The sequence below is a fragment of the Halobacillus sp. ABA4_118 genome (assembly GCF_056160205.1).
On the sequence record NZ_JBSWWS010000001.1, the window covers coordinates 3,808,981 to 3,829,692 of the forward strand.

The following is a 20,712-nucleotide window of genomic DNA, read 5'->3' on the forward strand; positions in this document are numbered from 1 at the left end:
CAAAAAGACGTGGTATGATAGAGGGAAAATGCGTTTGTTACGTAAAGGAGGTCATGCGATGCCTTCGCGTATTGCAGCCATTGATAATGCGATTGACATATTAATGGTTCTCAGCCAGAACAAAGAAAAGAGCATCCGGGAGCTCGGGGTCCAGCTTGATATCTCTAAAAGCACGCTGCACCGGACGCTTCAGACATTGGAATCCCGGGGATTTGTTAAACAGGACAGTGTTACACAAAAATACTCTCTTGGTTATCAAATCCTCGAACTCAGTGTTCAATTAAAGGCTCATCACGAATTAAGAAATGCAGCCGTTCCCCATATGGTGGATCTGCGTGACCGGCTGGGGGAAACGGTGCAGCTGGCTGTTATGGAAAATGATCAGCTTCTGATCATCGAGGCGGTCGAAGGAACGAAGGAACTAAGGTTTTTCTCCAAAGCAGGTCAAACCCTCCCTGTCACCTATGGTAATTTCGGAAAAGTATTCCTGGCTTTTATGGATATCAAAAAACGGGAGCATTATTTAGCCGGCCAGCCACTGGAGAAATATGGATCCCGTTCCATTATCGATCAAGGGGAATATATAAAGCAGCTGCAACACGTAAAGGAAGAACGGCTATCCAAAAGCGTGGATGACCCGATTGATGGATCGATCAGCATGGCCGTACCGATTTTCAGCAAAACTGAAACCGCCGCAGCCCTCTCCATCGTCGGTGCAAAAACCGATCAGCTCCTGGCTGATCAGGAAAAATGGGAGAAACTCCTTAAAAAAGCAGGAGAAGCTGTATCAAACGAACTCTCCAAAACATAACAAAAAGACCGCTGCCCTGCAGCGGTCTTTTTGTAGATGAACCTCATATTCCCCTATCTTCTCCAGGAACTTAAAAACTCTCCCAGACCCTTTCGTTTCATTTTTTCACACCGTCACTTGGGAAGGTCGTGAGAAGCGTTCGTTGGGGACGCCGGCGGGAACAGCACGGGCCGAGGATCCACTTCGGCAGGTGTTCTTCCTCTCCAAGTCAGCGGAGGCCGTGCCCGCCGCAAGCATCCACTGATAAGCGGAACACGACCATACACATGTCTTGCGAAAAGTAGTATTTTCCGGACACAATGAATCCGGCCTTTGTCTGTTAAACGTCGGTTTCCACCTTTCACACACGGGCTTTCACGTCAGCGACAATGGAGGTAATGATGTGAAAGGAATCCCATTCTCCATCAGAATAAGAAATAATCGGATACTCCTTCGGGAACAGCTTCTTTTGAATGTCATGATTGGACAGTCCGAATTCGTGAAGGTGCTTGATTTCTGCATAGAGGTGCTGGAGATGGTCCAGTTTCTCTTCCAGGCGGCTGCGCCCATCTTCTATATAACCGCCATGACCACAAAACATCGGTCCAAAATCGTAAGTGAGCACCTTTTGTATGGAGTTCATGATCTGCGGGATGGACTCCTCCCGCATGATTACCTTTGTCTTCGGCCGTACGTACAAATCTCCTGAAAATAACAGGCCACGATCTTTGTTGAACAGGGAAACGTGATCTACCGCATGGCCCGGCGTTTCAATCACTTCCCAGTCCAATTGACGGGAGGAAAGCCGAGACGGGTACGGGACAGGATGAAAGGCTTCCCGAAGCCCCCACGTCTTCCTTCGGTATTCCGGGTAAGGAGCAAATTCCTTACACGTATCGATGCCGGATGGGTGAACATAGATCGGAGAACGGTGGTGCTGTTCCAGCCACGCCGCAGTCCCTGTATGATCTTCGTGGTTATGCGTCAGAGCCGTCACATCTATCGGCATGCGTTCATAAAACGAAATGAGTTCATCTTCAAAATGACGGGTGCCCGTATCTACAATCATACCGTCCACGTAATACGCATAAACACTGCCCATATGAGGGACGACCATTTCCACACATGTGACCTGCTCTTTTTCAAAGACTTGAAACATAGGATTCACTCCTTTTTAGATTCTTTCCCTATTGTAACATGAATGAATAATCATTCACTATATAATAAAGTCATCAAAGAATAAATGGTCCGTGTCGTAGAAGTGGTTATGTCTAAAGTGGTTGCACTGCCTCCTTTTTCGCAGGAATCACCGGGTCCCTGATCCGTTTGGAAAAACATGCGTTTTCTAGTGATTCCAAAGGAGCGATCACCAATACTTGATCATGGATAGGATTTTCCCCACGCAAGCGGCCGTGACGCATCTTGTACTGTTTTTTTGAAACGGCGAAGGAGCTATGCCAACCTTTCTCTATCATCATAGCGTAAAGCTCCACAGGCACCGAGGAGCGTTCGGTGGTGACGCCTGCGGGAACAGCACGAGCCGAAGATTCACTTGGTCCAATGGTTTTCTTGACCAAGTGGATCTTCGGCTCGTGCCCTATCAACATGACATACGGACGACTCTAACTGGATAAGACGAACTTTTTCTACAGACTGAAAAAATAAACACCCCTTAGTGGAGTGCTTATTTTTTGAAAGTTTTCCAATCGAGTTCACTCTCATTAAGAAGCTCTTCAAAACTCTTATTGGCTTCTCTGCGCTTTCTTTCTTCCATCCGGCGCTGCTTTTCCTGTTCTTCCCGTTCTGCTGCCTGCTGTTTCCATTCATTCTGCTTCGACTTGAGTTTGGATAAAACATCGGCGTTCAGCTGGGAGCCCAGCGAGCCTTCTTCCAGTTTCTTTTTACTCATATCGTCGCTCCTTCTTTCACGTCTTTGATCGGGATGATCGGATTCAAGATACCATCAGGGCTGGAAAGGCGGAAAGTGCCGCGGACAAAATCAAGCTTCATCTCCTTTTTGAAGAAAATGGCCTGCTGGTTGTCAATAATGACCGGATAATCCTCATTTTCCACTTTCTCATCCGTCGTCCGCTCTTCATGCTCCAGACGAAGGGTCGGGAGTCCGTTCACTCCACAGCCGCACCCTTCAGTATCATAAAAAAGGCGGAGAAGCGGCCGGCCGGCTTCCTGTATCTGCTCGAGCTGTTGTTTAGCTTCATCTGTGATGCGTAGTTTCATCTTTCATCCCTCCTGTCCTTCTATTGTAAAAAATCCTTTAACAAAGAACAATCGTTTTGATTTTATTCGGCATAATGTCCGCCAACTAGACGGCTGCGGTGTCGAGCTGTGCCGGCGTCCGTCCAGGAAACCGCCCGGAGCAGCATATCCTGGCCGAACCGTTCACGAATCTCATCCATGACATATCCGAGGTCACGTTTTTTATCCTTTCCTTGATCAAACAAGTCCAGCTGAACACTGGCATCCTCCGTAATACTGCCAAGCGAAATGGATAGGCGGCGGACGACTCCCCCGTTGTAAAAGCGGTGAAACAAAGTGAGGCAGGCATGATAAATATCCATCGTAATGCTTGTCGGCTGATTGATGGATACAGACCGGTGAAAGCCGCTGCCATCTTCCCTTTTACTGTAGCCGATACCGAGCGAAATCGTCCGGCCCGCATGGCCCTTGCGGCGCGCACGACGGGCCACCTCCTCACACATCTCCAGGATAACGTACTTCACTTCCTCAGGATCCGGATAATCCCTGAGGAGAATCTGACTTTTTCCATAACTCACCTGGCCATGGATAATCGGAGCTCCCGGATCGGATAAGTCCACCCCATTCGCATGGTAATAAAGTTGATTCCCCATCACACCAAACGCCTTCTCCAGTCGTTCCAGCGGAAATTTTGCCAGCTGGCCGACTGACCAGATGCCCATCCGGTTCAACCTATGCTCCATCCGCGGGCCGATCCCCCACATCTCAGACAAAGGGGCGACGGGCCACAATTTCTCCTGAAAGTTCTCAAACGTCCACCGCGCTATGCCCTTCTTTTTCGCTTCCAGATCAAGACACAGTTTGGATAACAGCATATTCGGTCCGATTCCGATGGCGGCATCCAAATGGAAGGTTTCCTTCAATTCATCAATAATCATCTGTGCCGTCTCATCCGGACGGCCGAATTTGCCTTTGTTCCCTCCAACTTCCAAAAAGCTTTCATCGACACTGTACGTATGGATGTTCTCTTTAGGAACGAATTTATGAAAGAGGTGCGTGACTTGCGTAGACACCTCCAAATATTTCCTCATTTGAGCGGACACAATCACAATATCCGGTGACGATGGTATTTCAAACAGACGGCTCCCCGTACGGATGCCGTATTTCTGTTTCATGGCCGGTGTCGCAGCCAAAACAACGCTCCCTCTCCGGTTCATATCCGCAACGACCGCCAGGGAACAAGTTAAAGGATCAAGCCCGCGGTCAATCGCTGCACAGCTGGCGTAAAAACTTTTCATATCCACACAGAGGATGCCACGATCCTGATAGCGGGTGTAATCAATATTCGGATTGCTCATGTCCCTTCTCCTTTCGTTTTTACTACTATTATGCGAATATATGTTCGTGTTTGCAAGTTCCAATTCCTGTAATCCTGTCTTGAAATATAAAAAAACCCCCGGCCAGCAGGCCCGGAGGTTGGATATCCTTATTTTTTCTTAAACTGTTTATGCATGATTTTTTCGACCGCTGAGGGAGCTACCGCGTATACTTTACTTCCTGAATTCATCCAGGAAGGCAGGTTGATCTCCCGCTGTTTCGTGAATAAGCGGCTGATGACGACTCTTGCCACCTTATTCGGATCCAGCATCATCTTATCCACGGCTTTTTCATAATTCCCACTCGGGTCCGCCTGCTTAAAAAAGTTTGTCCGGACAGGACCGAGGTTGACGCTCGTTACATGAAGGCCGAGCGGCTCTACTTCCATCCTTAAGGCGTTGGTAAACCCAAGCACGGCATGTTTCGTAGCGGCGTAAACAGCGGATTTCGGCGTCGCCATCTTCCCAGCCTGGGAGGCGATATTCACAATATGCCCTTCCCCGTTCTGAAGCAGGTGGGGCAGCAGTTGATGAGTTGCGCGGAACAATGACGTCACATTGACTGACACCATCCGGTCAATATCCTGCCAGTTTGAATCGGCTACATAATCGAACACCGCCACCCCTGCATTGTTAATCAATGCATCGACAGACCCCTGTTCATAGCAGATTTTGTCAATGGTGTCTTTCCATTCTGCATCATTGGACAGATCGGCTTTATACCACGGACAGGATGTGCCGAAAGTGCTTTCGATGGTTTCACTCATCAGTTCCAGTTTATCCTCTGACCTGGCCGTCAAAATCGGAACAGCACCTTCTGATGCTGCATGGATGGCAAGAAACTGTCCGATTCCGCTGGAGGCCCCGGTAATCAGGATCTTTTTTCCCTTTAAACGTTCATTCATATGATCACCCGTTCATTTCGTAAAATTTCTCCCCTTCTATGATAGAGGTTTTCAGCCGATTTATCGACTCCAAATAATCCAGCTGTCCTACGGTCTCCGACATCGTCAGCCCAAGCTGGGATTCTACATGCTTGGGAAACAGACGCTCACATACGTCATAGGCACGCTGCGGTCCGTCCTTAAACATGCGGAAAACTTTTTCCGCCCGCTGCTCCTGCTTTGTCAGACGGGTTTGTATAAGAGCATTCACATCACCGAACACCTTCCCATGGCCCGGATAAACCGTGTTCATGTTCAAAGGAAGCAGTTTCTTCATGGAAGCCCGGTACTGAAGAAGAGGCTTCGGCCGTCCTTCTCCCGGACTGTAGGCAGGCTCCAGTAAAGGGTTGGAGGAAATATGGGCAAGAAGATGATCTCCCCCGATCAAGGCACCGTCGTCTTTCCGGAAAAAGGACAGGTGGTTCTGGGCATGCCCAGGGGTTTCAAGCACCTCCCATTCGTCATGGCCGGGGAGAATACAGCCTTCTTCCAGGAGGTGCGTCATTTTCCCTTCTGCCGTCCATTTCAGCGGTTTTTTCAGCCCTTTCAATAGAGAATCAAAGCGCTCCGGGACACCCGATTCCTTATACACCCACTTAAAAAATGATTCGTACCGTTCAAAGAAGCTGTCATCCCTCTCCAGCCACGGCTTCAATTTAGGATGACCTGCGATCGTCTGGACACGTGAAAAACGATCCACCCAACCCATATGGTCCGGATGATGATGAGTAAGGATCACCTGCTCAATATCCTCAGGCCTGTACCCTGTCATTTTCAACTGATCGACAAGCGCGTTCCAGGCATCTTCTGTACGGACACCGGCATCCACAAGGGTAAGGCGGTCCCCTTTCAACAGGTACGTATGGACATCTCCCACCGCATAGGGCGTAGGCATTGTGATTTGAGTAATTGTATCTTTCAATGTTTTCATACCCTTCCTCCAAACTGAATGAACATTCATTTCTTATATTGTACCATGTTTCTTTTCGGATTTCCCGCATACGGATGTTTAAATATCCTATAATTCGTAATACTCTTTCTAGTAGCACTTTTTCAAACACCCTTCAAAAAAGTCTTACAATTCTTTATACTTTAACGCGTCTATGTAAAAGAAAGAACTTTTTGAAAAGCTGTAAGGAGGAGAATCATGGAAAAACAGGAGAAAAAAGGGCTGACAATGCGCCTGCTTGACGGCGTGGAACGTATCGGGAACAAACTTCCCCACCCTGTTACATTGTTTGCTGTTTTTGCACTGCTGGTCATCATTGCTTCATGGATTGCTTCCACAGCAGGTGTTGAAGTGGAAGATCCCGCTTCAGGTGAAACCCTGCAGGTGGTGAATCTGCTTTCCAGTGAAGGTATTAAATATATGTTTGAAAGCATGGTTGAAAACTTTGTAGGATTCGCACCACTTGGAACCGTGTTGGTCACGATGCTGGGTATCGGGATTGCTGAAAGGTCCGGATTGATCAGTGCGATGCTCCGGGGTCTCGTTACTTCCGTGCCACGCTCATTAATGACCGCTTCCCTCGTTTTCGGAGGAATTATGTCCAGTATGGCCGCAGACGCCGGGTATGTCGTCTTGACGCCCCTCGGTGCCGTACTGTTTGCCGGCCTCGGCCGACATCCGCTTGCTGGACTTGCAGCTGCTTTTGCCGGTGTATCCGCCGGATTCAGTGCCAACCTGCTGCTGACCGCTCTGGATCCACTGCTTGGTGATTTAACGATCCAGGCAGCTGCTACCATCGATCCGGAGTATGCGGATACGATTTTGTATACGATGAACTATTACTTCATGATTGCCTCTGTGTTTGTATTAACGATTGTCGGTACCATTGTGACAGATAAAATCGTTGAGCCGCGTCTTGGCACCTATAAGGGCGGCGTGAAGGAAGAAGTCAACTACTTAACAGCCATTGAGAAAAAAGGAATGACAGGTGCACTGATCGGTTTCATCGTGACCATCGCTCTCATGGCTCTGCTTGTTGTACCGGAGTGGGGACCGCTGCGTGATCCGGATGATTTTCTTGCGTCTCCATTTTTCCACAGTCTCGTTCCTGTTATATTGATTCTGTTCTTTGTCCCAGGATTTATTTATGGAAAAGTGACGAAGGAAATTAAAAACGATAAGGATGTCGCCGGGCAGATGTCCGATACGATGGCTTCCATGGGCATGTACATCGTCCTTGCCTTTACGGCAGGACAGTTCGTTGCCTACTTCAACCATACCAACCTTGGTAAAGTGATTGCCGTCAGTGGCGCGGAATTCCTCGATAACCTTGGCTTTACAGGCATCGGCCTGATCATCGCCTTCATTTTTGTGGCCGGATTCATCAACTTATTTATCGGAAGCTCTTCCGCTAAATGGGCCATTATGGCGCCGGTCTTCGTGCCACTTATGATGCAGCTCGGTTATTCACCGGAATTGACAACCCTTGCCTACCGGATTGCCGATTCTACGACCAACGTCATCTCACCGTTGATGCCGTACTTTGCGATTGTGATTGCTTTTGCACAAAAATATGATAAAAAAGTGGGCATTGGTACACTGATTTCCGCTATGCTCCCTTATTCCATTGCCTTCTTCATCATCTGGATGATTATGCTCCTCATCTGGATGATGACAGGTCTTCCCATCGGCCCTGGTGCCGGATTTGAATACAATGGATAATCAAAAAGCCTGGAATGATTTTCATTCCAGGCTTTTCTTATGTGCTTCACGCTTTAAATAGTTCGTGAATCGTTTCGGTTACGATTTTTGGAAGCTTTTCAAAACTGTAGGTCAACTCAAGCCGCTCCGTCCACTGGTGAGGATCCCTACCCAGAGGGCCTACGTTAATAATCGGCATTGTGATCGATTCCATGTCTTCCGCCGGCCATTCAAACCCATTTCCGTGAATCGGCATCTGTTTCGTCAAATCCGTCAGGGACGAGCGGGCGGATGTCGGGCCGATGAAGCTCAAATCTGACAACCCTGTAAAGTACTCCACTACTTCAAGTTCTTCTCCATAATGTGTACGGGCATAATCCATAGCTGTCTGCGCTCCGTGCTGGATCATTGGATCGTGGTGCGAGGAAACCGCCGGGTAAAACGGTGGACTGTAAAAAAGAACAATCATCGGACTGATATCCTTACACAGGGAAGCGAGACTCTGCACGAGAGTCGTTGAGAAATCACGATCTCCCTGATCACGCAGTTTCACAAGCCGGTTCTGCCGACGTTCCACTTCCATCTCCCCATACCTTTCGACCGCTTCTTTGTAAAGCTGGTCATACGTAAGGATCGTGATATCCGGATGAAAGGCTGACGTCTGGGTGCCTTCTAAATAATACGATGCCTGATGATGATAATGGTTGATGATCTTGGCTTTTGCACGTTGGGCGGCCAGCAGCAGCTTCTCATTCAATTCCTTGATCGTCTGCTTCATATACAGGACGTTGTACATGGCCACAGCTGCCTGCGGGGTCTGTACGGAATATTCAAATTTCAAGTCCCGCTGCATCAAACTGATCGGCGGCGGTGTCCGCTCCTCCCCGACCTTTTCGATAAAGGCTTCATTCAGCTCCATTTCCTGAGCCAGATAGCTGACCATTAAATTGGCATTCAGACCGCCGAAGGGCTCTCCTGCATGGGTTTCCTTCCCGTAACACAGGAAACCGGGCAGCGCTTTCCCTATGGAACCGGTATATAAATAGTAGGCCGGATCACCCGGATACTTACTGAACATCGGCTCACCGTTCAAAGCGGTCTTATACACGAGATTTTCTTGTTCTTTGATTTCCCTCAAGGCCGGAAGTGCTGCAAGCATCCCCTCAGAGTTCACTTCCTCATCAGGAACCGCAATGAGCAGTAGATTTCCTTCAAATTCACCATTCATCGCCTTTTCCAAAAGAGACAAATGAACAGTTAGACCAGCTTTCATATCCATCGTCCCCCGCCCAAAGAGCCAGTTTCCGGATTCCAAGTCCTTCAACGCTTCTTTTGGCAGGTCGCTGCTGTTTTTATGTAGTTCCTGCGTTAACTCCCGTGGATAGAACGCCAGATTCTGATACGATCCGTAATCTTCGACACCAACGACATCCACATGGGCAAGCAGGACGATGGTTTCCTCCGCTTCTCCATTTTTCACAAGCGCAGTGAGAAGCTGTCGTCCATCATCAAGAGGATGCCGTTTAAGATGATCGGGATGCTTTTTATAATAATCCCTGTCCTCCAAAATATAATATAAGTATTCAATGATGGCGATCTCTTCATCGCTGTTCGTAATACTCGGATACTCCACCAGCGAGCAGAGCAGATCCGTCAATTGTTCTTTCGTCTGCCATACCTTCATCACTCCACACTCCTTGTTGACTTTTCACAGAATATCAAACACAATCAGACTCATAGAGCCCACTTGGAAGAGGTGACCCCCTTGGTAAAAACACTCGTTTATGCCCACAGAGGAGCAAGTAAACTGGCTCCGGAAAACACCATGCCCGCTTTTGAGCTGGCTCGTCAGGCTGGCGCAGAGGGAATTGAAACCGACGTCCAGCTGACGAAAGACCAGGTTCCCGTGCTCATTCATGATGAAAACCTGAGACGTACGACGAACGGAACCGGGTTCGTACAAGATTATACATATGCGGAACTCCGGCTTCTTGATGCTGGAAGCTGGTTTTCGCCGGAATTTTCTGATACATCCATTGTATCACTAGACGAGTTCCTTCGCTGGTTTCGTGACCAGCCGATGTTCCTGAATGTGGAATTAAAAACGAATGTCATTGAATACAAGAATATTGAACGCATCGTCTACGATTCCTTAAAGCGGTATCACGTCCTGGAACGGACCGTCATATCAAGCTTCAATTCGGATTCTATCGAACGGATGAAAGAAATCAATCCTTCCGTGGAGACAGCCTTTCTCACCTCTACAAAAATGAGGCGGCTTCCTCACTATGCGAAATCCCTGCAGGCTGACGCCCTTCATGTGAAACACCGACTGTTGGACAAACGCCTCGTTAAACAGGCAGCGAAGGAAAAACTGGCCCTGCGGATCTATACCGTCAATCGACCGGCCATGATGAAAAAATGCTACAAGCTTGGAGTCAACGGCATTTTCACCGATATGCCCCACCTTGCTCTTGAATACAGGGAGCTGCACCATAAACGGAGTGGCCGATAATGCTGTTCTGGATCTACGTGCTGGCAGCAGTTGTATGGGTCGTTCTACTTGTTGATTTTAAGACAGGGATACGGAACATCCCCTCCCTGTCTTCGGCCGGCCTTTCACATTCAGATCCGGTCGCGGACATTTCCATTATCATCGCTGCTAAAGACGAGGAAAAAGCAATCATCCAGACGCTGGACTCCCTTGTTCAACAAACCCTCCCTCCTGATGAAATCATCGTTGTCAATGACCGTTCTACCGACAAGACGGGCACATGGATTGATGAGGCAGCTGCCCGTCACCCGCAAATTATCCCTGTCCACGTGACGGATCTCCCGGAAGGCTGGCTCGGTAAAAATCACGCCCTTCACCTGGGAGCCTCCAAGGCCGGAGGAGACTATCTATTATTTACAGATGCGGATATCCATTTTCACGAGGATACCCTCCGATATGCCGTGAAGCTGATGGAAAGACACCAGCTCGACTATGTAACAGCCGCTCCTGATCTCAAGGCCGGTTCGTTCCTTTTAAAAGGTTTAATCTCTTTTTTCTTATTCGGGTTCAGTTACTTGAAACGGCCGTGGACCGCAAATGATCCGGGGTCAACTAAAGGGATGGGTATTGGTGCCTTCCAGTTCATGAAAGCTGAGGCGTATCAACATATCGGCGGTCATGAAAAAATGAAAATGCGGGCGGACGATGATCTGGCTCTTGGTCAGCGGATGAAAGCCGCACGCTGCTCTCAAATGTTCGTTTCCGCTACCCAGCACCTCTCTGTTGAATGGTATCCAGATCTCCCTTCCGCCCTGAAAGGGTTTGAGAAAAACGCCTTTGCCGGACTGAACTACTCATTTCTGCTTTCCATTTCTGCTTTATTTGGTGTCTTTCTATCCCAGGTCCTTCCTTTTTTCCTTTTGTTTCATCCCGATTCCTCCGTGCAGATGATTAGCTTCATCAATGTCCTTTTGTTATTTTATTTATATATCTTATCGACCCGGGCGTTTACAACGTATCCACTGTGGCTTGCTTCTGTCCTTCCGCTGTCCGCTGTTCTGTTTCTCTACATGCTGGCACGGGCCCTCATCCTGACATGGTTCAGAGGCGGCATTGAGTGGCGGGGAAGCCGGTATTCGCTGCGTGAACTGAAACAGAATTTCCGGGACACCAAGGAGGAGTCTGAATGAAACATCAATTATTCCAACCCTGCACGATAAAAAACGTCACGTTAAAAAACCGGATCGTTATGTCTCCCATGTGTATGTATTCCTCACACGAACAGGACGGAAGAGTCCAGCCCTTCCACCTCGCCCACTACGAAAGCCGCGCTGCCGGTCAGGCGGGTCTTGTGATGATTGAAGCCACCTCCGTTCTACCGGAAGGAAGGATTTCCCACGAGGACCTCGGCATCTGGGAGGATGACCAAATCGAAGGATTGAAGAAAATCAATGATGGCATTCACCGTCATGGAGCTGCCTCCGCCATACAGCTTGCGCATGCCGGACGTAAAGCGAATCTCAAGGGAGAGATTTTCGCTCCCAGCGCAAAAGCATTCAACTCTTCGATGAAAGAACCTGTGGAAATGTCCAAGGAAAAAATTGAATCAGCCATCGAAGCTTTCCGCAAAAGTGCCGGACGTGCAGAAAAAGCCGGATTCGATATCATCGAACTCCACGCCGCCCATGGCTACTTGATCAACCAGTTTTTGTCCCCGCTCACCAACTTCCGGACGGACCAATACGGAGGCAGCCGCGAGAGCCGGTATCTCTTTCTTCGTAAAGTCATTGAAGCCGTCAAAGAAGTGTGGTCCGGTCCATTGTTTGTACGGATATCCGGTGAAGAATATCATGAGGATGGGAATACCATGGATGACTTTCTTTATTTCTCCTCCGAGATGAAGACGCAGGGAGTGGATCTCATCGATGTCAGCTCCGGGGGCGTCGTCCCTGCATCCATCGAGCCTTATCCCGGTTATCAGGTGACATTTGCTGAACAGATCAAGCACGGGGCGGATATCGCGGCAGGAGCCGTCGGGTTAATTACCAGCGGGATACAGGCAGAGGAAATTCTGCAGAACGAACGGGCCGACTTGATCTTCATCGCCCGCGCCTTTTTAAGGAACCCTTACTGGCCGAAACAGGCTGCTGATGATCTTGGTTATTCATTAGAAGGACCAAGGCCGTATACAAGAGCCTGGTAAAGGATGCACCTCAACTGTCGGATCCAAGTCCGGCAGTTTTTTGTACCATATGAAGTGAGTTCTCCTTCCGCGGATGGTATCATGGAGAAAGTAGGAGTGTGTTGCTATGGAACTATTTTTTCTAGGGACAGGATCCGGAGTCCCATCAAAAGAGCGGAATGTTTCTTCGCTCGTTTTACGAATGCTCGAAGAACGGGGAACGACATGGGTCTTTGACTGCGGGGAAGGCACCCAGCAGCAGATCCTGAATACAACGATAAGGCCCCGCAGAATCGAAGCTATTTTCATTACCCACCTGCACGGCGACCATATATACGGGCTGCCCGGTTTATTAAGCAGCCGGTCCTTCCAGGGCGGCGAGAGTCCTGTAACCGTTTACGGCCCTCGCGGATTAAAAGAATACATTGATATCAGCTTGAGATTAAGCGGAACACACCTGCGCTACCCTCTGTATGTCGAAGAGGTTGAAGAGGGGCTGTTGTTTGAGGATAAACAGTTTATTGTTGAAGCTGTCCGTCTGGAGCATGGGCTTGAGAGCTTTGGGTATCTCCTAAAGGAAAAGGACCAGCTCGGTGAACTCCTCCCATCAAAGCTGCAGGAGCTTGGTATCCAGCCAGGCCCTCTTTATCAGCAGATTAAAAGCCGGCCGGAAACAGAGCTGGAGGATGGACGAATCATTCGACGGAACGATGTCACCGGTCCCCCTAAAAAAGGAAGGAAAGTGGCCATTCTTGGTGATACCCGCTGTCTCCAGGAGCTTGCTGGCCCCTTGAAAGGCTTTGATGTCCTCGTTCATGAAGCAACGTTTGCCGGTGACCAGGAGGAAATGGCCTTTAATTATTTCCACTCCACCGTGAAACAGGCCGCCTCCCTCGCTAAAGAAGCCGGTGTGCGTGAGCTGATTCTCAACCACATCTCATCCAGGTACCAGGGGACAGCCGTCCAGCAGCTGCTGGATGAAGCCAGGGAAATTTTCCCGAATACGACCATTTCCAAAGATTTTTACCAGCATTATATTTCTAGAAATCATTGAGGAGGCCCCAGGATGCATACCATTGTACAAGCACAAAAATCATGGTTCCAGGAAGGTCACACGAGAAGCTACACCTTTCGCAGGGAGCAGCTGCAGAAGATGAAACAGATGCTCACCACCTTTGAAAAACCGATTTTGAATGCATTAAAATTTGATTTGAACAAATCCGAATATGAAGCCTATGCCTCAGAGATTGCTTTTCTGAAGAGTGAAATCGACCATCATCTTAAACAGTTGAAAAACTGGATGCAGCCGACAAAGGTTAAAGCGCCTCTCACACATACCGGTTCAAAAAACTACATCAAAAAAGAGCCATTCGGAACCGTCCTTGTCATTGCCCCGTGGAATTATCCGATTCAGCTGGCCCTCGCCCCGGTGATCGGAGCCGTTGCGGCCGGAAATACGGTCATCCTTAAACCCTCCGAACTGACACCGACCGTTTCCTGGGTATTGAAAAAGATGGTGGAGCAGTACTTCCCTTCCTCCTATATCGCTGTTGTCGAAGGGGATAAGGACGTGACGCAGGAGCTGCTCGACCAGCCTCTGGACTACATCTTCTTCACAGGCAGTGTTCCGGTTGGGAAAATCATCATGGAAAAAGCGAGCCAACGGTTGATTCCAGTCACCCTCGAACTTGGCGGGAAGAGTCCAACCATCGTCCATAAAGATGCTTCCGTAGACCTTGCTGCCAAACGAATTGTCTGGGGGAAATTCACCAATGCCGGGCAGACCTGCATTGCTCCAGACTATTTGTACGTCCATCATGAAGTGAAGGCTGACCTGATCCGATCGATGAAGAAGTACATCCAGGAGTTCTACGGAGAACATCCTCTCAAAAACCCGGACTATACGAAAATCGTGAATGCCTCCCACTTTGAGAGACTTTCCAATTATCTAACGTCCGGTACCACCGTTGTCGGGGGAGCTGTCGATGAACGCCGGGAGAAAATCGCTCCCACCATCCTCGATCAGGTGACTTGGGCTGATCCTGTGATGCAGGATGAGATTTTCGGACCGATTCTGCCGGTCCTCACCTATGATGAACTGGATGAGGTGGTTGAACAGATCAACGAACGTCCAAAACCACTGGCCCTTTATTACTTCGGAGAAAATGAAATCGAACAGCAGCAGGTACTCAACCGCATTTCATTCGGTGGAGGCTGTATCAATGACACCCTTTACCATATTATCAACCCTCACCTCCCCTTCGGGGGCGTTGGTGAAAGCGGCATGGGTCATTACCACGGCCAGGCCAGCTTTGACACGTTCACCCATCAGAAGAGCATCACAAAACAAACCACTAAATTCGATCAAAGCTTCCGTTACCCCGGTTCATCCCTTGGACTGGCTATCATGAAGCGGATCTTCGGTTAATTAAAAGGCTCTGTTAAAGTTTAGAGTTGATATTCCTAGAAAAAAGGAACTTCCAATCTTGTGGAAGTTCCTTTTTTACAATTGGCTTATTGAACTAAAGCACCCAATAATTTAAAAATTGATTTCAAGATAAATGAAGGTTGAATAAAACCTATCCATTCAATATTCAAGTCTCACGAGCCTTATTAAGGAAGTGTGTAAGCATTCTTTCCATCACTGTATCGTCTTCCTAACTCGGCTATAATACAATAATGAACGAACAAAAAAATAACCGAATTCGATGACGATGATGGTTTGCACAAATACCACCCAAAAGGTCGAATCAAGAATTTCCCCCTGAAAAATCCCATTGATATTCATTGTGATTAACCATATATAGAGAATCACCAAAGGTAAAAATATTCCCCCCTGCCACAGAGTAACACGCTTGGCATGCTTTAACTTGTGATGGGGGTCAGTGTACAGTTGGGGTCTTTCCTCATCATGAGTGTACATTTTCGCCCATAATGTCCAAGACATAAACAGAGAAGAAGAATGAAACAATTGACTCCACCCTTGATCGCTATGCATATAAAAATAGTCCGATTCAATCGTTTTTTGAAAATCAGCCGCATAGCTTACCATTCTCGGTTCTCCTTCACTGAAGGAAAACCTAAGCCCCCATCTGCTGACTTTTTCTAACTGATATCCTTTTTGTTCCATACACTCCAGCCATTTTTCTAAACGGTCAGGAGCAAACACCCAGGCTAAACGCCATTTCGTAAACTTGATAAGGCTTGAGTTCCGATCTGTAGAAGATGATGGATCTACTTTCAGTTTTTTCAACCCTTTATGTAACGTGAGTGTTGAATAAGGAATTACGGTCCAAAGCGTCAGTCCTACAGTAATAGTTATTGCCCAATAAGGACTGGGAACGAACGTCGCTGATCCACCACCTAAAAGTACTGTGAGAGTCAGCATTCCAGCCATTCCGGCTGCGATAAGCATATAAATGAAAACCGCCATGTAAGTATAGTAATGAACTTTGTTCCTTGAGGCCATGTTATCCCTTATAGGCTCCTTGTTCGCAGCACCCTCATGGCAGATCATTCTCCAACGACCTTCTTTCGCAACCGATTTCCAGCCTGCCTCAACTAAAGCCTGTGGGAAGTGGTCAACCTTCTCATATTGAAGTCTATAGACACAGGTTTTAGGATCCTCTCTTTTAAAATAGAACTTTCTTGTCCACCGATTGAGTCCAGTCAAAAAAAGCCCTTCGCTTGCTTTCTTTTCCAGCCATTGTTCCGTTTTAATCGGATCGTAACTCCAAAAGGGTCGAAAAATCGATGTGGTCATAAAAACTCCCCCTTATATCTGACTGCATTATTGTAGAGTTCATTAAGTCTTTCTATCTCCATTCTCATGATCTTTTTACCGTCTTCTGTAACTTCATATACTTTTTTCCGCTCACCATCTGCATACTTGACGATCAAACCATCGCGTTGCATCTTCGTCAATGTTCCATACACAGTCCCCGAACCTAAACTTATTCTCCCTTGTGTCAGATTTTCAACGTGTTTAATAATGCCATAGCCATGGCGGGGTTCAGTTAATGCAAGCAAAATGTAGAAAGCCGTTTCAGTCATAGGTATGTAAGTTTTTTCTGGCTTTTTCATTAATTAATCCCCTTTTTCCATTTTTAAGTATGTCACACTACGACTGTATCACACTGTGACATAAAGCGCGAGAATTTTTGGACATAAACTTTAAAGATATCTAACCATCTAAATTTCACAATTTTTCCATCCTACAGGAAATCCTCCTTTTTAAAAGGCTTATTAAAAATGACTTTGTTAAAGTTTAGTGTAATATTACTAGAAAAAAGGAACTCCCAAATTTGTGGAAGTTCCTTTTTTTACAATTGGCTTAATGAACTAAATCTCTCGTTAGTTGAAGACTCAATTTCAAGAGGACCTTCCATTTTTTCTTTTGAAAACGGAGGATGTTTGGTAAAGACAAATAAAATGAATAACCCTATAGTAGAAAAAAATATGAGGTGATAACACCAAATCCACTCATAGTAAAGGTTTTTAAAATAGACCAAGCTGTAGCTATACTTACAATAAAGGCAGGTACATAATAGTTGATATTTTTATCGTTCTTAACTTTTACCGATAAGTATAAGACTTGTAAAAACAGAAAAGTTAAGAGTATCACCTTTATGGATAATTTTCTGAAAATTAAAAGGGGGCAATCATCTGTTTCAGAATTGCCCCCATTAGCGAAAGAGTTGGTTTCAAGATATCTTTTAGTAAGCATTTAACTTACTCACCGTTTTACTTTTCAGATAAAAAATACCTTGCATTCACAAAAAATATAGTTCCAAGAAGAAATAACATAGTTATGAACCAACTTGCAATAGCTGAAAAATCACCTTTGAAAATATATTCACTTGTTAAAGTAACAAATACCATCGTTGCCATAACAACATACAAACCTATTAAATGCTTCATTAGTTTCATCTCTCCTTTATGACGTACTTATACATAACTCTCGTCATTTCGATTGGCTGGTCTTGAAATAGGACCTGTTTTCATTATGTAACAAGGGGGCACGCTATTAAGTAAACGCCCCCATGTCTTTAAGACTTGAATTCGAGAGGTTTTTACGATGTGTTACTACGCCCAAACTTGCCTGTTATAGGAAAAGTGAAACCGCCTAGCGTTAATCCTAATACAAGTGACCAGTTCATTTCACCGAATATGAAGTATCCGAAGAGAATAGCAGCGACTGCATAAGCGAGTGCAGAGATAATGCGATCTTTAATTCTTTTATTCATATTGCAATTCTCCTCCTACTACCTATATTTAATCTCTGGCCTTACTGACCTCTATTACCAACGGAGTACATTCCCAAACTATACCAATGTAAAAAAGGCGATCCTTCAATTGAAGAAATGCCCCCCGTTTATGTAAGACTCGAATTCAAGATAATCAAAGCCAGGGGTGGTTCCTATGCCTATATCAGAAGTGCTAGAACCGCCCCTTCGTTTCCGTTATGTTAAAACAGATTTATTTAAAACTACTATGATATGTGAGAAAATTTGTATAGAAACCAAATGATCCGTAAAAAAATTTGTTTTGGAGGTGCACTATGAATCCTTATTGCGAATGGAATATTAAACAAATTTTTCAACTTTATTCTTTCTTAATAGAAAGGATTCACAACCAAGAATTATCTAAAATGATGACCCAAGAAACTAACCTCTTGGAAAATGCTGCGTTAGAAAAAGGATTTAAGATTTATAATTCCAAGAAGAACAACTCATTGTCATTGGTTTTTCACTACACCCATCATTCGATTACACGAAAATACTGGTACTTATCTTATTACGCATAATGATTACTTTCTACTGAAAGCCTCCATTTAACTTACTTCTCCCCCCTTCCCCGCCTGCTTGATTGTCCTTGGATCATTAGGAACTAGTATTGTCAGTTCCCCATCAAACTTCATCTTCTTCATTTTTGTCTAGATAAGACTGGACTTCATTAATAGATAAGCCTATGTCCCTCGCTTCTTTTATTAATCTTATCCACTCTGGATCCAATGTGATCAAATAAATTTTTAATTTAGTACTCAACAGAATACCCCTCTATAAATTTGGAATTTTGTATCATAATATCATTGAAGTTCTGCAATTACTGTTATTTATTGTCAAATATATCACTTAATTTAAATTGACTATTGATTAATTGATTCAACACGTGTGTTTCGCCCTTTAGATAACTACCCACTAGTAGAAAAGCGATTGCTCTTATTAAGCAATCGCCCCCAATTCTTCAAGAATTAATTTTTTAAGATATAATTTGTAGGCCAAGGTAAAATAATTTCCTTCTTGATACTATTGAAAAGACTCTGCTGCCTCAATTAAATCATTTTTTTCAACTTTAGTTTCCGACTGTTCAGCAAAATATTTTAAAACATAATGAATCTTTCCTTCTGCCCATCTCAAAGTCTTATTTCCTGAACTATCGACAAAATATTTTCCAGATTTATCCCCTACTTGTACATCTTGATATTCTTCTTGAGAAGTAGAAGAAACGTCACCTCCGTTTACAGTTAATAAACTAAGGTGCTCCTTATTTTCTCCATAGAAATCAAAAGTTAAAGTTTTATATGGTTTCTGCACCTTAGGAGGATGACTAAAGTCAGCTCGTTCTACTTCAAATGGAAGTTCTGTCGGAAGTTGGGGGTTAAAAGCCAAATCTTCCGTTTTTTTGCTCAGCTCATCATTATTGAATTTATGTAATGCACTTGTCGAACTACACGCCACTAAAATCAATGGTAAAGTTATCATTAGTAATAATTTTTTCATACTATCTCCCCTTCTAAGAACATGTTGTTGATTGCATGTTAAAAGTGTAGTCTACAGCATATACATGCAAAAGGTCTCATATTTCACATACGATTTAGAATTATTAAAGTTTCAAATATTATTACCGCGAACCTAAATCTTCAAGTATCATACCCAAACCAAAAAAAGGAGGCAATTCTCTCTTATAGAATCGCCCCCGTTAACGGATGTCTCGAATCCGATATATCTCTCACTGTTTTTTTACTTTAGCACCCGTTAATGCAATAACAAACCTTTATCCAGATTTCCTAATAAAATGAAAAGTCAAACTGGATAACACAAATGAAAGTATAATTATTATAGGTGATACAAAAATAAGTCCTATTAAATTTGTTTTATAATTCAAAGGAACAAATTCCTCCCAAACTTCACCTGTAACTTTCCATAACACCACAAAAATTAAAATTGTGAACACAAAATAAATTATTTTTTCTATGAATTTCCTCATTTTACCTCCCCATCAAACTACGCACATCTAATTTTAAAAAATACAACTAATACCTTATAAATAGTAACTTTTCTTCTTCCACTAACCTGCTCCGTCAGTTAAGATTAATTCCCTCATATTCCTTGTGCTTATTTAATAAAGGGCTAATACTCTATTAAGCAATCGCCCCCTTTACGGGAAGAATTGAATTCAAGATATTCTAATAAATCAAATCATCACCTAACTGATGATTTAATTTAATTGTATGTTTTCCTTCAACATCGCTCCGTCATTATTTTTCCATCTTACATTTAATGTAATGGCACTAGCAAATTCCTCAATATCACCTATTGAACTAAGACGAGTACCACCACCATTAGGTATCGTAATACTTTTTCCTTCCAAAGCTTCCAAAGTACCCTGACTTTCTCCAGATGGATAGGATATATTATATTCAATCTCTTTTGGAGTATAGTCTTTCTTGAATTTTAGGTTTCCTCCAATATGGTATGTATCTTGTTCTTCTGAATTTGAAAAAACTACTTCAACATTCGCATCCCAAGATGAGGATTCACCTCGTATTATTTGCGTCTCGTCTCTTTTCTCACCAGAACAGCCAGAAAATAATAATGAAACTAGAATAAATAGTACAAAAAATCTAATGATACCGCCCCCTTCAAATGTATGTATAAATCCGATATAACTTATGTACGAGATAAAACGATTTTAGTTTCAAAACTGCCAATTATCTCGAAACTGAGTCTTCAACTAACCTGCCCTTTAGCGAAAGACTCAGTTTCGAGATAAATAT

General features: G+C 45.1%; 20 protein-coding genes. 7 read left to right on the forward strand and 13 right to left on the reverse strand.

Annotated features, from left to right (window positions below; translation table 11 throughout):
• Positions 1–58 precede the first annotated feature (58 nt).
• Positions 59–811, forward strand: coding sequence for an IclR family transcriptional regulator (locus ACXAGL_RS19585; RefSeq protein WP_474992298.1), 753 nt, complete (start codon positions 59–61; stop codon positions 809–811).
• A gap of 340 nt (positions 812–1,151) precedes the next feature.
• On the opposite strand, the gene ACXAGL_RS19590 is transcribed toward ACXAGL_RS19585, so the two are convergent.
• From ACXAGL_RS19590 to ACXAGL_RS19615, 6 genes are all read right to left on the reverse strand, one after another.
• On the reverse strand, positions 1,152–1,949 hold the full coding sequence (locus ACXAGL_RS19590) for an MBL fold metallo-hydrolase (protein ID WP_474992299.1): 798 nt from the start codon (positions 1,947–1,949) through the stop codon (positions 1,152–1,154).
• Positions 1,950–2,474: 525 nt separating this feature from the next.
• A complete protein-coding gene (locus ACXAGL_RS19595; protein ID WP_474968913.1) occupies positions 2,475–2,699 on the reverse strand; it encodes a YqkE family protein in 225 nt (74 codons plus the stop codon).
• Positions 2,696–3,028 carry an iron-sulfur cluster biosynthesis family protein gene (locus ACXAGL_RS19600; protein WP_027955490.1) on the reverse strand — a complete coding sequence of 111 codons (333 nt, stop codon included), beginning with the start codon at positions 3,026–3,028 and terminating at the stop codon, positions 2,696–2,698. Before ACXAGL_RS19600 ends, ACXAGL_RS19595 begins: the two co-directional genes overlap by 4 nt.
• Positions 3,029–3,090: 62 nt before the next feature.
• On the reverse strand, positions 3,091–4,365 hold the full coding sequence (locus tag ACXAGL_RS19605; protein ID WP_474992301.1) for a Y-family DNA polymerase: 1,275 nt from the start codon (positions 4,363–4,365) through the stop codon (positions 3,091–3,093).
• 128 nt (positions 4,366–4,493) lie between these two features.
• Positions 4,494–5,288, reverse strand: a complete 795-nt coding sequence (locus ACXAGL_RS19610; protein WP_474968915.1) for an SDR family NAD(P)-dependent oxidoreductase — start codon at positions 5,286–5,288, stop codon at positions 4,494–4,496.
• A gap of 4 nt (positions 5,289–5,292) precedes the next feature.
• Positions 5,293–6,258, reverse strand: a complete 966-nt coding sequence (locus tag ACXAGL_RS19615; protein WP_474992303.1) for an MBL fold metallo-hydrolase — start codon at positions 6,256–6,258, stop codon at positions 5,293–5,295.
• 216 nt (positions 6,259–6,474) lie between these two features.
• Here ACXAGL_RS19615 and ACXAGL_RS19620 point away from each other — a divergent pair, with 216 nt between their 5' ends.
• Positions 6,475–7,998, forward strand: a complete 1,524-nt coding sequence (locus tag ACXAGL_RS19620) for an AbgT family transporter (protein WP_474992304.1) — start codon at positions 6,475–6,477, stop codon at positions 7,996–7,998.
• 46 nt (positions 7,999–8,044) lie between these two features.
• On the opposite strand, the gene ACXAGL_RS19625 is transcribed toward ACXAGL_RS19620, so the two are convergent.
• On the reverse strand, positions 8,045–9,661 hold the full coding sequence (locus ACXAGL_RS19625) for a M20/M25/M40 family metallo-hydrolase (RefSeq protein ID WP_474971277.1): 1,617 nt from the start codon (positions 9,659–9,661) through the stop codon (positions 8,045–8,047).
• An 81-nt stretch (positions 9,662–9,742) separates the two neighbouring features.
• Between ACXAGL_RS19625 and ACXAGL_RS19630 the strand changes: the two genes are divergently transcribed.
• From ACXAGL_RS19630 to ACXAGL_RS19650, 5 genes are all read left to right on the forward strand, one after another.
• Complete coding sequence (locus ACXAGL_RS19630; protein WP_474992306.1) at positions 9,743–10,492, forward strand: glycerophosphodiester phosphodiesterase; 750 nt, start codon at positions 9,743–9,745, stop codon at positions 10,490–10,492.
• Positions 10,492–11,661 carry a glycosyltransferase family 2 protein gene (locus ACXAGL_RS19635; protein WP_474992308.1) on the forward strand — a complete coding sequence of 390 codons (1,170 nt, stop codon included), beginning with the start codon at positions 10,492–10,494 and terminating at the stop codon, positions 11,659–11,661. Before ACXAGL_RS19630 ends, ACXAGL_RS19635 begins: the two co-directional genes overlap by 1 nt.
• The gene (namA, locus tag ACXAGL_RS19640) at positions 11,658–12,674 is read left to right on the forward strand and encodes an NADPH dehydrogenase NamA (protein WP_474992310.1); all 1,017 of its coding nucleotides are present in this window, start codon (positions 11,658–11,660) and stop codon (positions 12,672–12,674) included. The genes ACXAGL_RS19635 and namA overlap by 4 nt, the downstream gene beginning before the upstream one ends.
• A 106-nt stretch (positions 12,675–12,780) precedes the next feature.
• Positions 12,781–13,707: a ribonuclease Z gene (rnz, locus tag ACXAGL_RS19645; protein WP_474992312.1), complete on the forward strand. Its 927-nt coding sequence runs from the start codon at positions 12,781–12,783 to the stop codon at positions 13,705–13,707.
• A 12-nt stretch (positions 13,708–13,719) separates the two neighbouring features.
• A complete protein-coding gene (locus tag ACXAGL_RS19650; RefSeq protein ID WP_474992313.1) occupies positions 13,720–15,081 on the forward strand; it encodes an aldehyde dehydrogenase in 1,362 nt (453 codons plus the stop codon).
• Between the two features lie 213 nt (positions 15,082–15,294).
• On the opposite strand, the gene ACXAGL_RS19655 is transcribed toward ACXAGL_RS19650, so the two are convergent.
• The 6 genes from ACXAGL_RS19655 to ACXAGL_RS19680 form a co-directional block, all read right to left on the reverse strand.
• Positions 15,295–16,416 (reverse strand): DUF2812 domain-containing protein, encoded by a 1,122-nt coding sequence (locus ACXAGL_RS19655; protein ID WP_474992315.1) that lies wholly within the window; start codon positions 16,414–16,416, stop codon positions 15,295–15,297.
• Positions 16,413–16,736, reverse strand: a complete 324-nt coding sequence (locus ACXAGL_RS19660) for a PadR family transcriptional regulator (RefSeq protein WP_474968925.1) — start codon at positions 16,734–16,736, stop codon at positions 16,413–16,415. The genes ACXAGL_RS19655 and ACXAGL_RS19660 overlap by 4 nt, the downstream gene beginning before the upstream one ends.
• Positions 16,737–17,396: 660 nt before the next feature.
• Positions 17,397–17,573: a hypothetical protein gene (locus ACXAGL_RS19665; RefSeq protein WP_202410643.1), complete on the reverse strand. Its 177-nt coding sequence runs from the start codon at positions 17,571–17,573 to the stop codon at positions 17,397–17,399.
• A gap of 152 nt (positions 17,574–17,725) precedes the next feature.
• On the reverse strand, positions 17,726–17,899 hold the full coding sequence (locus tag ACXAGL_RS19670) for a hypothetical protein (protein ID WP_169516202.1): 174 nt from the start codon (positions 17,897–17,899) through the stop codon (positions 17,726–17,728).
• A gap of 663 nt (positions 17,900–18,562) precedes the next feature.
• Positions 18,563–18,700, reverse strand: a complete 138-nt coding sequence (locus ACXAGL_RS19675; RefSeq protein ID WP_474992317.1) for an anti-repressor SinI family protein — start codon at positions 18,698–18,700, stop codon at positions 18,563–18,565.
• Between the two features lie 261 nt (positions 18,701–18,961).
• Entirely contained in the window at positions 18,962–19,435 is a 474-nt protein-coding gene (locus ACXAGL_RS19680; protein ID WP_474992318.1) for a hypothetical protein, read from the reverse strand.
• Positions 19,436–20,712 lie beyond the last annotated feature (1,277 nt).